The sequence below is a fragment of the Streptomyces sp. NBC_00080 genome (genome assembly GCF_045041255.1).
Lineage (GTDB): Bacteria > Actinomycetota > Actinomycetes > Streptomycetales > Streptomycetaceae > Streptomyces > Streptomyces coriariae.
Genome location: NZ_CP108235.1, coordinates 5,006,884 through 5,021,430 on the forward strand (window position 1 = coordinate 5,006,884; position 14,547 = coordinate 5,021,430).

Sequence of the window (14,547 nt, forward strand, 5' to 3'; positions counted from 1 at the left end):
CTGTCCCGGACCTCTGGGCATCATCGGCAACCATTCGATCATGCTAGAAGCCCGCAGGGGCCCCGGATGCCACCTGGACCTACGGGTCCTTCGAGCTCAAACGAGCGGCGGGCGCTCCGTGACCGGGCCGGGAGTACGGTGGCGGTACCGAGCGCACCTCGCACGCCGTCATCCGTTTCGGCGTCGCCCTCGGGGAACGGCAATGCCGGAGCACATCGTGTCCGGTCGGAAATGAGCCGCCCCACATGAGCCTCATGAGTCTCGGAGTATTCGCCTCCTCCCGCAAGGAGAACGAGTTCCGCCTACCGCTGCATCCCCGCCACCTCGACCGGATCGCCCCGGACGTACGCGAGCGGATCTTCCTCGAACAGGGCTACGGCGAACGGTTCGGCATCGCCGACGACGCGCTGCGACCACTGGTGGCCGGCCTGCGCTCGCGCGAGCAGCTCATCGCCGAGTGCGACATCGCGCTGCTGCCCAAGCCGATGCACGACGACATCGCCGAGTTGCGCGAGGGCCAGGTCCTGTGGGGATGGCCGCACTGCGTGCAGGACGAGAAGATGACCCAGATCGCCATCGACCGGCGGCTGACCCTGATCGCCTGGGAGGCCATGAACCACTGGACCTCCACGGGCGCCTTCAGCGTCCATGTGTTCCACAAGAACAACGAGCTCGCCGGCTACTGCTCGGTGCTGCACGCCCTCCAGCTCGGCGGGCTCACCGGCCACTACGGCCGCCGCCTGCGCGCGGTGGTCATCAGCTTCGGCGCCACGGCGCGCGGAGCGGTCACCGGCCTGGGCGCCATGGGGGTCACGGACGTCACGGTGCTCACCCAGCGCGCCGCCGCGGCGGTGGCCTCGCCGATGCCCTCGGTCGTGATGGCCCACTTCGAGGAGCAGGAGGACGATCCGTCGCGCCTGCGGGCCGTCACCGCGGCCGGTTCCATGCCGCTGGCGGAGTACCTGGCCGGGTTCGACATCATCGTCAACTGCGTCCTGCAGGACACCGACGCGCCGCTCATGTTCGTCACCGACGAGGAGCTCGCCCTGTTCCGGCCGGGCACCTTCTTCGTCGACGTCGCCTGCGACGAGGGCATGGGCTTCGAATGGGCCCGTCCGACCACCTTCGGCGAGCCCATGCCCGCGGTGGGGCCGGGCTGTCACTACTACGCGGTGGATCACAGCCCGTCCCACCTGTGGAACTCCGCCACCTGGGAGATCAGCGAGGCGCTCCTTCCCTACCTGCGCAAGGTCATGAGCGGTCCCGCGGCATGGGACGCCGACCCCACGGTCATGAAGGCCGTCGAGATCCGCGACGGGGTCGTCCAGAACCCGAAGATCCTCTCGTTCCAGCACCGGTCGGCCGCTTATCCGCACGCTCCCGAGGTGCTGGCGGCGCCGCTGAGCTCCTAGGCCTCGGTGAACATGTCGATGTTCATTCGAACATTGGCGTGGTAGAAATGGCGTCATGGATGTCGCAGACCGTCTCGACCTGACCCTGCGCCTCGTTCAGGGGCACGGCCAGGACCAAGGGCAGGGGCAAGGGCAGGGGCGGGTCTCCGTCGCCGAGCTCGCGCAGCGGCTCGGGGTCTCGGAGATGACCGTGCGCCGGGACCTGGACGTGCTGGAGCGGCAGGGGCTGGTGCGGCGGGTGCACGGCGGGGCCGTCGCCGGGCGGCCGCGCGAGGAGGGCGGCGGCTTCGAGGCCCGGCAGGCGTGGCAGGCGGCGACGAAGGACCGGCTCGGCGCTGCCGTCGCCGGACTCGTCGAGCCGGGGTCACGGGTGCTGCTGGACGCCGGCACCACGACCGTGCACGTGGCGGAACACCTCGCCGCGCGGGGCCCGTTGACCGTGGCCGTGCTCAGTCTCCAGGCGGCGCTGCGGCTGGCCGACCGGCCCGGCATCGACCTGCTGGTCGTCGGCGGCCGGTCCCGCCCGGGTGAGCGGTCCCTCGTCGGGCCGCTGGCCCTGCGCACCCTCGAGTCCCTGGCCTTCGACGTGTTCGTGATGTCGATCGGCGGGGTGCACGCCGTGCACGGCTGGTCGGAGTTCTCGCTCGAGGACGCGGCAGTCAAGCAGGTGGGGCTCGGTCAGGCCGCCCGTACGGTCGCCGTCGCCGACGCGACCAAGCTGGGCGTGCGCGCGTTCAGTCAGGTCGCCCCGCTCGACGCCGTGCAGTCCTTCGTCACCGACGCCGCCGCGGCGGACCCCGCCACCCATCCCGGCGGCCCGCAGACCCTGGACGCCCTGCGCGAGGCAGGCGTCGAGACCCGGCTGGCCTGAACCCGTTCTGAACCCGTTCCAGGAGATCCCGTGAAACCGCTGATGATCCTGGTCGCCGGCCCCTACCGTTCGGGCACCGGCGACGACCCCGCGAAGCTCGCGGCCCATGTGAGGGCCATGAACGAGGTCGCCCTCGTCCTGTTCCGCGCCGGGCACCTGCCCGTCACCGGCGAGGCGCTCGCGCTGCCCCTGCTGGAGGCGGCGGGCGGCGCCGCCACCGGCGACCCGCTCTTCGACGAGCTCTTCCACCCCGTCGCCGAACGCCTGCTGGAGCGCTGCGACGCGGTGCTGCGCATCGGCGGTCCGTCGCAGGGCGCGGACCGGATGACCGACCGGGCCCGTGCCCAGGGCAAGCCGGTCTACGCCGACCTCGGCGCCGTCCCCGACGTCGCTGCCACCCTCCTCGAAGGCCGCCGATGACCGAGCGCCTTGCCCCCTCACCCGCCCCCGCGCCCGGCTCCCACGACGCTCCGCCCCACGGTGCTCCGCCCCGCCCCGTCCCCGGCACCCCCGGCATCGACGTCCCCGACCCCCGCGGCCGCACCGGACTCGACCGCCACGGACGCGACCTCACCGGCAACGACCGGGTCCGCGTCCTCGACGTCGAGGTGCTCGCCTGCGACTGGTCCGTCCTGCGCCGCACCACCTTCGACTACCGGCACAGCGACGGGCACTGGAGCCGCGAACTGCGTGAGACGTACGACCGGGGCGACGGCGCCACGATCCTGCTCTACGACCCCGACCGCCGTACCGTCCTGCTCACCCGGCAGTTCCGGCTGCCCGCGTACGTCAACGGACATCCGGACGGCATGCTGCTGGAGGCCGCCGCCGGACTCCTGGACGGCGACGACCCGCGCGAGGCGATCCGCCGCGAGGCGGCCGAGGAGACCGGACGCGCGGTGCACGACGTCGAGCATGTCTTCGACGCGTTCATGAGCCCCGGGTCGGTCACCGAGCGCCTCAGCTTCTTCGCCGCCCCTTACGACGCCTCCGCCCCCGGCGCCGACACGGCGGGCGTGGCGGCCGAGGGCGAGGACATCGCCGTCGTCGAACTCCCCTTCACCGAGGCCCTCGACCTCGTCCGCACCGGCGCGATCGCGGACGCGAAGACCATCATGCTGCTCCAGTGGGCCGCGCTGGACGGCCCGTTCGGGCCGCCGGCGGTCAGCCCACGCTGAGCCCGGTGAGGTCGGCCAGCGGCAGCGTGTGCTGGGTCTGGAGGACCTTCGCGCGCAGGTAGCGGACGTTGTGCGGGGTCGTGAAGACGCCCGTCGGGACCCGGTCCTGGACCTCGATGCCCAGGTCGCGCAACTGGCCGGCCTTGTCGGGGTTGTTGGACAGCAGGTCCAGGCTCGTGATGCCCAGCGCGCGCAGCATCTGGGCGGCGGCCGTGTAGTCCCGGTCGTCCTCGGGCAGGCCGAGCGCGGCGTTCGCCTCGTAGGTGTCCAGGCCCTGGTCCTGGAGGGCGTACGCGTCGAGCTTGTTGTAGAGGCCGATGCCGCGGCCCTCCTGACGGAGGTAGAGCAGGACACCGCCGGTCCCGGCTATGCGCTCGACCGCCTCGCGCAGTTGCGGCCCGCAGTCGCAGCGGGCCGAGCCGAAGACATCACCGGTCAGGCACTCGGAGTGCAGCCGGACCAGGGGGGTGACGCCGGGCGCCGGCTCGCCGAGGACGACGGCGACGTGCTCCTGTCCGTCGACGAGGCCGTGGAAGGTGACCAGTTCGGCGTCGACGGCGTAGCCGTCGGGGAAGCGCAGCGGTACCCGGACGCGGGCGCGCGGGGTGGCGGCGGGGGTGTCGGGCATGCGGTCTCCCGGGTCCGGAGGACAGTGGCAAGGCGGCGCCGGGCCGCCTTGTGCTTCAGATTTGAAGCAGATCCAACGAATCGAGACCCTACCCCATGCTTTAAATTTGAAGCAACTGGTTTGTGGTGCCCCTCATGCCCCTCGCGAGTCCGCGGTCAGGCGGTCACGGGGTGCCGGAGCAGGGCGACGAGCGGCGACGCCACGGGAGATCCTCCGGAGCCGTCTCGTCGCCGCCGTTCTCCTGGAACCCGCGTGCGACCTGCGTGAAGATCTCCTCCAGCTGTCCCACCTGCTCGGGGGTGAGCCGGTCGAACAGGGCCGCGCGGACCGTCTCGACATGGCCGGGCGCCACGCTCTCCAGCACCGTGATGCCCTCGTCCGTCAGGACCGCGACGCTGCCGCGCTTGTCCCACTGGCAGTCCTCGCGCCGCACCAGCCCGTCCTTCTCCAGCCGGGAGATCGCGTAGGTCAGCCGGCTGCGGGTGATCTTCAGCCGCTCCGCGAGGTCGGTCATCCGCAGCCGCCGGTCCGGGACGTCGGAGAGGTTGGCGAGGATGGAGTAGTACAGGTGGGGCATGCCGGCCTCCTGCTGGAGCTGCCGGTCGATCGCGTCCTCGAGGAGGAGGTAGCCGGCAACGTACGCGCGCCAGGCGCGTTGCTCCTCGGGGGTGAGCCAGCGAGTAGTCATGCCCCCAGTGTAAGTTTGTTTCAAACTTGAACCAAGCCCTGCCCGTCATCCCAGGGAGAGCCGCGCCGATGCCGTACCCGTACGTCCTGCTGTCCGCCGCCGTCTCTCTCGACGGCTATCTGGACGACACCACGCCCGAGCGCCTGCTCCTTTCCGGCCGCGCCGACTTCGACCGCGTCGACGAGGTGCGGGCCTCCGTCGACGCCATCCTCATCGGCGCCGGCACGATCCGCGCCGACAACCCCCGGCTCCTCGTGAACTCCCCCGAGCGCCGCGCCGCCCGCGAGGCCGCCGGACTGCCGCCGTACCCCCTCAAGGTCACCGTCAGCGGCTCAGGGGACCTCGACCCGGCGGCGAACTTCTGGCACACGGGCGGCGAGAAGATCGTGTACACGACGGAGAAGGGCGCCGAGCGGGTCCACGCGCTGGGCCTTGCCGCGGACGCCGTCCCGCTCGGCCCCGAACTGGACTGGCGCCGCCTCCTCGAACACCTCCACGACGTGCGCGGCGTACGGCGGCTCATGGTCGAGGGCGGCGGAACGATCCATACCCAGCTGCTCCGGCAGGGCCTCGCCGACGAGCTCCAGCTCGTCCTCGCCCCGCTCTTCGTGGGCGACCCGGCCGCGCCCCGCCTGTTCGGACCGGGCGGCTACCAGGGCGGACGCCTGCGTCTGGTGGAGACCCGGCGCATCGAGGACGTCGTCCTGAACCGCTACGAGCCCACCGCCCCCGGTGCCGGACCGCTGCCCGCCGCGGCCGACCGGCACTGGCTGGCCCTCGCCTGCGCCCTCGCCGCCGACTGCCCGCCGTCGGGCACCGCCTTCAGCGTCGGCGCGGTGATCGTGGCCGCCGACGGCACGGAGCTGGCACGCGGGCACTCCCGCGAGGCCGGCGACCCGGTCGTGCACGCCGAGGAGGCCGCCCTCGCGAAGCTCGATCCCGCCGACCCCCGGCTGTCCACCGCCACCGTCTACAGCAGCCTCGAACCGTGCGCCCGGCGCTCCTCCCGCCCGGCCCCGTGCGCCCGCCTCATCCTCGACGCGGGGGTGCGCAGGGTGGTCACGGCCTGGCGCGAGCCGGACACCTTCGTCACCGAGGCGGACGGAACCGGCCTGCTGACGGCCCAGGGCGTCGACGTCCTCGTGCTCCCGGAGTACGAGGAGCGGGCGAAGGAGCCGAACCGGCACCTCCTCTGAGGCCGCTGGGGCCCCGCGGATCAACCGATGTGCTTTCCGTCCCGCTGATGGCGTACAGTTGTGTTCATCGCCGCGGGGTGGAGCAGCTCGGTAGCTCGCTGGGCTCATAACCCAGAGGTCGCAGGTTCAAATCCTGTCCCCGCTACTGATAAACCGAAGGCCGGAATCCGAAAGGGTTCCGGCCTTCGGTGCTTCGTCGACCACTTCGACTGCTTCGGCGACTCCGACGACTCCGCCCTCTTCCTCACTCTTGGTGACCGGACGACCGCCCTGCGCATAACGACTGGGTCACCATCAAAACTCCCGTGACTGACGAAGCGTTTCCGGGGCATGTCGAGGCGTGGTCAACTCGCCCGTTTTTCACCGCTGGTAGCCCAAAAGTCCAGGCCGGAAATGTTGTTGATCAAGAGGAACAGCTTGGAAACCCACCCCCGGGTCTATTAACGTTCGATAACGCAGCGCGGTCGTCCCAGCCGGCACCAGAGTCGGCTCCGTGCGGCACGTGCCGAATCCCGCAAGGGAACCGGGGAACCACCACCATGGGGTGAATCACGCGGAAGCCGTCGTGAACTCGCAGAGTCCACGACCGGTATACGCGCGTAGGAGACCTTCCCGCTCCGAACCCGTCAGCTAACCCGGTAGGCGACGGAAGGAAAGGAGTGCGCCCGCGTGGCGTCCAACCCGCCTGCCCCCGAGGCCCCGTACGCGCCCAGCCAGCGGCCCACCGAGACCTTCGGCTACGGCGACTACCGCACCGACGAGGGACCTTGGGAGGAGTGGAACCCCACCGCGGAGTCCACTCGCCCGGTACGCGGCAAGCACCGCGTCGCCAAGCAGCGCGGCGGCGGATTCGCCCGCAGCTCCACCGTTCTCGGTGTCGGCGTCATAGCCGCCGTCAGCGCGGGTGGCATGGCCAGCGCCAACACCGGCAAGGCCCCGGTCTCCATCTCGATGCCGGACCTGCCCAACGTCGGCTCGCTCATCTCCGACGACGACGAGCCCACCCCGGAAGCCGCGCCGGCCCTCGCCAGCTTCGGCTCGGAAGCCGCCGTGGACACCGAGGAGAGCACCGCCGACGCCGGCGAGGCGCTGCGCAGCCGGATCATGGCGCAGGCCGAGTCGCAGCAGTCGCAGGTCGAGGTCAAGGCTCTCGCCGCAGCCGCCAAGGCCGAGTCCGACGCCGCCGCCAAGGCCGAGAAGGAGGCGGAGGCCAAGGCCGCCGCCGCGAAGAAGAAGGCCGCCGAGGAAGCAGCCGCCAAGGCCGAGGCCGCGCGCCTGGCCGAGCTGGCCAAGCAGTACACGCTGCCGACCTCCTCGTACACCATCACCTCGACCTTCGGTCAGGCCGGTTCGCTCTGGTCCTCCGGCTACCACACGGGTCTCGACTTCGCCGCGCCGACGGGCACGCTCATCAAGGCCGTCCACAGCGGCACCATCACCGAGGCCGGCTGGGCCGGTTCCTACGGCTACCGCACCATCCTGACCCTGGACGACGGCACCGAGCTGTGGTTCTGCCACCAGTCGTCGATCAGCGTCAGTGTCGGCCAGAAGGTCGCCACCGGTGATGTGATCGGACGGGTGGGCGCGACCGGGAACGTCACCGGGGCCCACCTCCACCTCGAGGTCCACCCGGGCGGCAGCGCCGAAGGCATCGACCCGGCGGCCTGGCTGCGCGACAAGGGCCTCAACCCCTGAGTCGTCCCTCCCGAGCCCCGATCCGTCTCTCCATCCTGATCCTCCCGGCAGCCCCGACGCCCTCGGCGTCGGGGCTGCCGGTCTGTGCCTGTCACAGCCGCGGTCACAGGTGCCGGTCATACGTGCTGTTCACATGTTCTTCGCGTCACGCCCGGAATGGGCGGGCCGTCGGCGCCCGTTGACACGAAGCATGACTTCTCTTCGCAAGCTCGGCTCCTCCGACCTCGACGTCTTCCCGCTCTCCCTCGGCGGCAACGTCTTCGGCTGGACCGCCGACGAGACGGCCTCCTTCGCCGTACTCGACGCCTACGCGGCCGCGGGCGGCAACTTCGTCGACACCGCCGACTCCTACTCGGCGTGGATCGACGGCAACAGCGGCGGTGAGTCCGAGACCATCATCGGCAGGTGGGTACAGGCCCGGGGCAACCGCGACGACGTCGTGATCGCCACCAAGGTGAGCCAGCACCCCGAGTTCCCCGGCCTGTCCGCCGACAACATCAAGGCCGCCGCCGAGGCCTCGCTCCGCCGTCTGGGCACCGACCACATCGACCTCTACTACACGCACTTCGACAAGCCCGAGGTGCCCGTCGAGGAGATCGTCGGCGCGCTCGACGAGCTGGTGCGGGCGGGCAAGGTGCGGCACATCGCCGCCTCCAACATCACGCCCGAGCGTCTCCAGGAGTCCCTGGAGTTCTCCGACCGTGAGGGCCTGGCCCGCTACGTCGCCCTCCAGCCCCACTACAACCTGGTCTCCCGCGACACCTACGAGGGCGGACTGCAGGACCTCGCCGCCCGCTTCGGCCTCGCCGCCGTCCCGTACTTCGCCCTGGCCGCCGGTTTCCTCACCGGCAAGTACCGGCCCGGTACGACCGTGCAGAGCGCCCGCGCGGCCGGCGCCGCCAAGCACCTCGACACGGAGCGGGGCCGCAACGTCCTCACCGCCCTGGACGAGATCGCCCAGGCCCACGACACCGCCATCCCCACGGTCGCCCTGGCGTGGCTCGCCGCGCAGCCGACGGTGGCCGCGCCGATCGCCTCCGCGCGGACGGTCGAGCAGCTGCCGGCGCTGCTGGGGGTGGCGCAGCTGGAACTGACGGCGGAGGAGATCACCCGGCTGACCCGCGCCTCGGCCTGACGACCCGAACCGGGTCTCGACCCGACCTGCGCCGGTCCGAGCTGCCCAGCCCGGCCTACCGTTGCGAGTGGGGAGCGGGATACGGTCCCGCCGGATACCCCGGTCCGGGTCCGTGCGTGGGGCCGGGTCCGGGCCCGGGGACGTGTGCCGCGGGGTACCCGTAGCCGTATCCGTACCCGTACGACGGCGCCGCCGGACTGCCGTACGACGGCGCCGCCGGACTGCCGTACACCGGCGCCGCCGGACTGCCGTACACCGGCGCCGTCGGATGGCCGAATCCGGCGCTGTACCCCTGGCCGTGGGCCGGACCCCGGCCGTACCCGTACACCCCGGGGACCGGCCAGGGCGGCGCGGCCACCCGTACCGGCGGGGCCGTCATCCGGGCCGCGTGGTCCAGCGCGGGCCGGGCGACGTCCGTCCGCCGCCACAGTTCGTTGAGCAACTCCCGCTCGCGGACGAGGAAGTCGGCGCCGGCCCGCCCCCGTCGGCCGCGGTGCCGCAGGAACGCGAGGGACGTCGCGTACGCCTCGTACCGCGCGACCTCCCGCGCGGCCGGCTTGCCGAGGTACCGGCCGGCGTACTCCCGGGCCAGTCGCCGTGCCCGCATCGAGCCGAGCGCGTACGGCTCGGCCGGGGTGAGCCAGCCGGCGGCCGCGTAGGCGGGCAGTTCCTCGCGTACGGTGCGCAGCTCGCGTTGCCGCGTCCACACCACCAGCCAGGTCAGCAGCCCGAACGCGGGCACCATGATCGCCGCGTACACCGCGAAGAACCCGAACTCGCCGAACGACGAGGAGCCGTTCCACAGGGCGTGCATGCCCATCGCGAGGAGCAGTCCGGCCGTCGGGACCAGCACGCGCCGCAGGTGCTGGCGGTCCCCGGAGAGCGCGGCGACGCCGAAGCCGATGCCGGTCAGGACGGTGAACAGGGGGTGCGCGAACGGCGACATGACGACGCGCACGAAGAAGGTCGCGGCGGTGACCGAGGCGATGCCGGTGTCGCCCGTGAGCTGGTCGGTGCCGAAGGCGGTGCCGAGGTAGAGGATGTTCTCGGTGAAGGCGAACCCGGTGGCGGTGACCCCGGCTATGACCACGCCGTCGACGATCCCGGTGAAGTCCCGCCTGCGGAAGAGGAACACCAGCAGGACGGCGGCGGCCTTCGCGGACTCCTCGACGATCGGCGCTATGACGGTCGCCCCGAGGGTGTCCGCGCTGGACGGGTCGGCGGTCGCGGTCGCTATCCATCTGGTCGCGAAACTGTTGGCGATGATGGCTATCAGCGCTGCCGCGCACGCGCCCCAGGCGAAGGCGAAGACCAGGTTCCGCCAGGGTCCGGGCTCGACCCGGTCCAGCCATCGGAAGGCGGCGACCAGCAGCGGCACGGGCAGTACGGCGAGCCCGAGCCCGACCAGGAACCCTTCCGTACCGGTCTGTTCGCGCACCAGCGCGAGGATGACCAGGCCGGACAGCGTGAGCAGGGTGATCAGCGCCCCGTACCGCACCCTCCCCCAAGCCCTCGGCTGCGCTCGGCCCCGGGCGGACCCCCACCGCTGCCACCAGTGAGCGTGCCGCAGCACACCGTCCTCGGGTGCGCCGCCGGGATGCGGCGGACGGGGCGGAAACGGAGGACAGATGGCCACGGCATCGACCCTAACGAGGGAGAGGACTGTGGTGGAGGGGGAGGTCGGTCGGTGATCCCTTGGTCGGTCTCGTTGACCGGCCCCCTGGGCGGTCAGCGATCCCCGGGCCGGACGCGATGCTGTACGCGACGGAAGAGCAGATCGTTCACGACGTGACCCTTGTCCAGCCCCTGCCCCTCGAAACGGGTCAGCGGCCGGAACTCGGGCCGGGGCGCGAACCCGCCGTCGGCCCGGGTGTTCTCGAAGCGGGGGTGCGCGGTCAGCACTTCGAGCATCTGCTCGGCGTACGGCTCCCAGTCCGTGGCGCAGTGCACGGTCGCGCCCGGCTTCAGCCGGGTCGCGGCCAGGTCGAGGAACTCGGGCTGGATGAGGCGCCGCTTGTGGTGGCGCTTCTTCGGCCAGGGGTCGGGGAAGTAGACGCGCAGCCCGTCGAGCGAGTCCGCCGGCAGCATCTCGCGCAGCAGGATGATCGCGTCACCGTTGGCCACCCGGACGTTGGTCAGCCCCGTGCGGTCCGCGAGGTTGAGCAGATTTCCCTGGCCGGGCGTGTGCACGTCCACCGCGAGGATGCCGGTGTCCGGGTCGGCGGCCGCCATCTGCGCGGTCGCCTCACCCATGCCGAAGCCGATCTCCAGCACGACGGGACGGTCGTCGCCGAACAGCTCGGCGAGGTCGACGGCGTGCCCGTCGATGTCGAGCCCCCACTTGGCCCACAGCCGCTGCAACGCGTCCGCCTGCCCGGCCGTCACCCGGCTGCGCCGGGGCTGGAAACTCCGGATCCGCCGCTCGAAGTGCGACCCGGCGGGATCGGCCTTGGGCCCGTCGGGGAACCTGGGTTCCCCCTTGGCCCGGGTGTGCCGAACGGACTCGCCCGGGTGGTGCTCGCCGCCGGGAAAGGGCTGGGGGGCTTCGGGGGTGCTCACGGAATCAGACACAGTGGTGTCGATTTTACGGGTCGGCTCCCGGTGCCTGCCGCGCCCGGGAGCCCGGCACCCGACCGCTGCCTCGGTGGGCGCGGCACCCGACCGCTGCCTCGGTGGGTGCGGCACCCGACCGTCCACCCGTGAGCCCCGCCTCCGACCGCCGCCTCGGTGGGCGCGGTACCCCGCCGCTCACGCGTCGGTCAGCGCTGCCAGGGCCCGGCGGGCCACCTCCCGCCCGATCGGCAGTGCGGCGGTGGCCGCCGGCGAGGGCGCGTTCAGCACGTGGACCGTCCGCGGCCCCTCCCGAATGAGGAAGTCGTCCACCAGGGTGCCGTCCCGCAGCACCGCCTGCGCCCGCACCCCGGCCGCCGCGCGCACCAGGTCCCCCTCCTCCACCGCAGGCAGCAGCCGGCGCACCGCGTCCACGAACGCGCCCTTCGACACCGACCGCCGCAGTTCCCCGACCCCGTACCGCCAGTGCTGCCGGCCCATTCGCCACACTCCGGGCCAGGCCGCCGTCGCCATCGCCTCACGGGGCCGTACGACGCCCCAGCCGTACCCCTCCCGGGCCAGCGCCGGCACGGCATTGGGGCCGACGTGCACACCCCCGTCGATCCCCCTGGTCAGATGGACGCCGAGGAACGGGAACGCCGGATCGGGCACCGGGTACACCAGCCCGCGCACCAGCTCCGGCCGCGCCAGCTCGTAGTACTCGCCCCGGAACGGCACGATCCGCACCTCGGGCTCGTCCCCCGTCAGCCGGGCGACCTCGTCGCAGTACAGCCCGGCGCAGTTCACCAGCACCCGCCCCCGTACGACGTCCCCGCGCGCGGTGAGCACCGCCACCCCGCGATCCGGCCGCCGGTCGATCCGCACGGCCCGGGCGCCGTACCGGATCTCCGCCCCGGAGGCCCGGCCCAGCTGCCGTGCGACGGCCGTGTAGTCACAGATCCCGGTCGTCCGCACGCGTATGGCGGCGAGTCCGCGGACCTCGGGCTCGTACTCCGCGATCTGGGCGGCGCCCAGTTCCCGGACCGGAATCCCGTTCTCCCGGCCGCGCTGCACCAGCGCGTGCAGGCGGGGCAGCTCGGCCCGGTCCGTGGCGACGATCAGTTTGCCGGTGACGGAGTGGGCGATGCCGTACTCCGCGCAGAACTTCGTCAGCTCCGCCGCGCCGCGTACCGCGTACCGCGCCTTCAGCGACCCCGGCCGGTAGTAGATCCCGCTGTGGATGACCCCGCTGTTGCGCCCCGTCTGGTGCCGGGCGACCCCGGGCTCCTTCTCCAGCACCGTCACTCGCGTACCCGGCGCGGCACGCGTGATCGCGTACGCCGTGGACAGCCCGACGATGCCCCCGCCGACCACGAGCACATCACAGTCGTAAGCGATCTTCGACACGTACACCACCTCCCGGCTTCGATAGTGCACTGCGCCACTGACAGTGCCTTCAAACCCGGGTCGGGCGTCATGCGGGTCCGGCGCCGCCCCGCGCCGACCTACGCCGGAGTCATCAGCAGAGGCCGGGCCCGCTCGCGCAGTTCCACCACCCTGGGTTCGTCGCCGTAGGGCTCCAGCCGATGCAGAAGATCCTTGACGTACTCGGTGGTGCGGGCGGAGGAGATACGCCCCGCCACCTCCACGGCCCGCACCCCCTGCGCGCAGGCGGCGTCGAGGTTCCCCGACTCCAGCTCGGCGACCGCCGAGACGACGAGCCGCAGCCCGTGCGACCGGACGAACTCCTCCGTCGGCTGCGACAGCGCCTGCTCGGTGAACCTCCGCACCTGACGCGGAGCCTTCAGGTCGCGGTAGCACTCGGCGGCATCGGCGGCGAACCGGTCGTAGGAGTAGAAGCCGAGCCAGGACGGATCGTGGTCGCCGTCACGGGACCGCTCCAGCCAGCCCTCGGCGGCCTTCAGCGCCGCGCCGGCGGCATGCGCGTCCCCGGCGCGGGCGTGCGCGCGTGCCTCGACGAGCCGGAAGAAGCTCATCGTGCGGGCCGTGGCCAGCCCCCGGTTGCGCTCCAGGGCCGCCTGTGCGAGATCGACGCCCTCGTCGCCGAAACCGCGGTAGGTGGCCTGGAGGGACATGGAGGCCAGGACATACCCCCCGAGGGGTACGTCGGCCGCCGCGCGGGCGAGCCGCAGCGCCTGGATGTAGTAGCGCTGCGCGGCCTCCTGCTGACCGGTGTCGAAGGCCATCCACCCCGCCAGCCGGGTCAGTTCGGCGCTCGCCCCGAACAGGGCCCGGCCGACCTCGTCGGAGTACGAGCCGAGCAGCAGCGGAGCCGCCTCCACCCGCAGGCACTCCGGCACCATGGACGAACGCCAGTCGCCGCCTCCGTACTTGGAGTCCCAGCGTCTGGCGTCCTCGGCGGCCTCCCGCAGCTTCTGCACATCGCTGTGGCCGACTTTGAGCGGTGCGCCGGACTCCTCCACGAGGTGTGCGTCGCGCGCCACCGAACTGTCGGCCGGGGTTATCAGCCACCGTGAGGCGGGCGTCGCGTACGCGCTTACTGCGAACGATCCGGCCAGTGACTGCCAGATGCCCCCGGAACCGGCCCGGCGGCCGGCGAGGTCGAGGCGATAGAGCTCCGTGGCGGAGCGCACGGCCTGGTTGACGTCCCTGGGGAAGGCGAGGCCCACTTCGGGCGCGGGATCCGCGTCCGCCAGGCCGATCTCATGGAGCGGCACCGGACGGCCGAGCTTCTGACCGATGGCGGCCGCGATGAGGTGGGGCGCGGCGCCTTGCGGCACCATGCCCTTCGACACCCAGCGCGCCACGGACGTCTTGTCGTAGCGAAGAGTCAACCCGCGTTGAGCGCCAAGATCGTTGACGCGTCGCGCGAGTCCTGCGTTGCTGATTCCCGCGAGGGCGAGAACGGCGCCGAGTTTTTCGTTCGGCCCGCGTTGCTCCCTGGACATTGCGCCACCCCTCGACACAGACGGCTGCCGCGCTGGCATAACCATGCGGCATTCGTAAACCCAGCGTAGTTCGCCGCATCCCAAGCGTTAAGGGGCATTCTTCCGGTTGGCGGGATTGTGGTCCGTACGAATGCCGGAGCGCCGGTACGGACCGTCGCGGCGTGCTCCCGCTGTGTGGCCGTGCGCCCGGCAGTGCGCTCTTCTCCGGCCACCACGGGAGCGGTTCCATGGGTCGTGCGTGGGTCGGCCCGCTGTACTGGATCC

General features: G+C 71.9%; 13 protein-coding genes, 1 tRNA gene and 1 riboswitch. Of the genes, 8 read left to right on the plus strand and 6 right to left on the minus strand.

Annotated features, from left to right (window positions below):
- Nucleotides 1–245: 245 nt before the first annotated feature.
- Genes OHU34_RS22470 through OHU34_RS22485 form a run of 4 tightly spaced genes read left to right on the plus strand, consistent with a single transcriptional unit; the run spans nt 246 to nt 3,461 of the window.
- The gene (locus OHU34_RS22470; protein ID WP_142265029.1) at nt 246–1,412 is read left to right on the plus strand and encodes a N(5)-(carboxyethyl)ornithine synthase; all 1,167 of its coding nucleotides are present in this window, start codon (nt 246–248) and stop codon (nt 1,410–1,412) included.
- 55 nt (nt 1,413–1,467) lie between these two features.
- On the plus strand, nt 1,468–2,283 hold the full coding sequence (locus OHU34_RS22475; protein WP_405767999.1) for a DeoR/GlpR family DNA-binding transcription regulator: 816 nt from the start codon (nt 1,468–1,470) through the stop codon (nt 2,281–2,283).
- Between the two features lie 42 nt (nt 2,284–2,325).
- Nucleotides 2,326–2,703 (plus strand): DUF4406 domain-containing protein, encoded by a 378-nt coding sequence (locus OHU34_RS22480; protein WP_405772328.1) that lies wholly within the window; start codon nt 2,326–2,328, stop codon nt 2,701–2,703.
- Complete coding sequence (locus OHU34_RS22485) at nt 2,700–3,461, plus strand: NUDIX domain-containing protein (protein ID WP_235034525.1); 762 nt, start codon at nt 2,700–2,702, stop codon at nt 3,459–3,461. The genes OHU34_RS22480 and OHU34_RS22485 overlap by 4 nt, the downstream gene beginning before the upstream one ends.
- On the opposite strand, the gene ribA is transcribed toward OHU34_RS22485, so the two are convergent.
- Both ribA and OHU34_RS22495 read right to left on the minus strand, forming a co-directional pair.
- Nucleotides 3,448–4,089 carry a GTP cyclohydrolase II gene (gene ribA, locus OHU34_RS22490; RefSeq protein ID WP_142265027.1) on the minus strand — a complete coding sequence of 214 codons (642 nt, stop codon included), beginning with the start codon at nt 4,087–4,089 and terminating at the stop codon, nt 3,448–3,450. The two genes, OHU34_RS22485 and ribA, sit on opposite strands and share 14 nt — an antisense overlap.
- A gap of 163 nt (nt 4,090–4,252) precedes the next feature.
- The gene (locus OHU34_RS22495; RefSeq protein WP_405768002.1) at nt 4,253–4,777 is read right to left on the minus strand and encodes a MarR family winged helix-turn-helix transcriptional regulator; all 525 of its coding nucleotides are present in this window, start codon (nt 4,775–4,777) and stop codon (nt 4,253–4,255) included.
- A 68-nt stretch (nt 4,778–4,845) separates the two neighbouring features.
- Between OHU34_RS22495 and OHU34_RS22500 the strand changes: the two genes are divergently transcribed.
- From OHU34_RS22500 to OHU34_RS22515, 4 genes are all read left to right on the plus strand, one after another.
- The gene (locus OHU34_RS22500) at nt 4,846–5,973 is read left to right on the plus strand and encodes a dihydrofolate reductase family protein (protein ID WP_230195317.1); all 1,128 of its coding nucleotides are present in this window, start codon (nt 4,846–4,848) and stop codon (nt 5,971–5,973) included.
- A gap of 71 nt (nt 5,974–6,044) precedes the next feature.
- Nucleotides 6,045–6,118 (plus strand) — tRNA-Met (locus tag OHU34_RS22505).
- Between the two features lie 348 nt (nt 6,119–6,466).
- A riboswitch (cyclic di-AMP (ydaO/yuaA leader) is annotated at nt 6,467–6,635 on the plus strand.
- 7 nt (nt 6,636–6,642) lie between these two features.
- Complete coding sequence (locus OHU34_RS22510) at nt 6,643–7,668, plus strand: M23 family metallopeptidase (RefSeq protein WP_405768005.1); 1,026 nt, start codon at nt 6,643–6,645, stop codon at nt 7,666–7,668.
- Nucleotides 7,669–7,858: 190 nt separating this feature from the next.
- Nucleotides 7,859–8,803 (plus strand): aldo/keto reductase, encoded by a 945-nt coding sequence (locus OHU34_RS22515; protein WP_142265023.1) that lies wholly within the window; start codon nt 7,859–7,861, stop codon nt 8,801–8,803.
- A 55-nt stretch (nt 8,804–8,858) separates the two neighbouring features.
- On the opposite strand, the gene OHU34_RS22520 is transcribed toward OHU34_RS22515, so the two are convergent.
- From OHU34_RS22520 to OHU34_RS22535, 4 genes are all read right to left on the minus strand, one after another.
- On the minus strand, nt 8,859–10,439 hold the full coding sequence (locus OHU34_RS22520) for a PrsW family intramembrane metalloprotease (RefSeq protein WP_405768007.1): 1,581 nt from the start codon (nt 10,437–10,439) through the stop codon (nt 8,859–8,861).
- A gap of 92 nt (nt 10,440–10,531) precedes the next feature.
- Entirely contained in the window at nt 10,532–11,374 is an 843-nt protein-coding gene (gene trmB / locus OHU34_RS22525; RefSeq protein WP_200839727.1) for a tRNA (guanosine(46)-N7)-methyltransferase TrmB, read from the minus strand.
- A 177-nt stretch (nt 11,375–11,551) separates the two neighbouring features.
- Nucleotides 11,552–12,769, minus strand: a complete 1,218-nt coding sequence (gene lhgO / locus OHU34_RS22530; RefSeq protein ID WP_230195322.1) for an L-2-hydroxyglutarate oxidase — start codon at nt 12,767–12,769, stop codon at nt 11,552–11,554.
- Between the two features lie 89 nt (nt 12,770–12,858).
- Entirely contained in the window at nt 12,859–14,283 is a 1,425-nt protein-coding gene (locus tag OHU34_RS22535; protein WP_028807071.1) for a hypothetical protein, read from the minus strand.
- Nucleotides 14,284–14,547 lie beyond the last annotated feature (264 nt).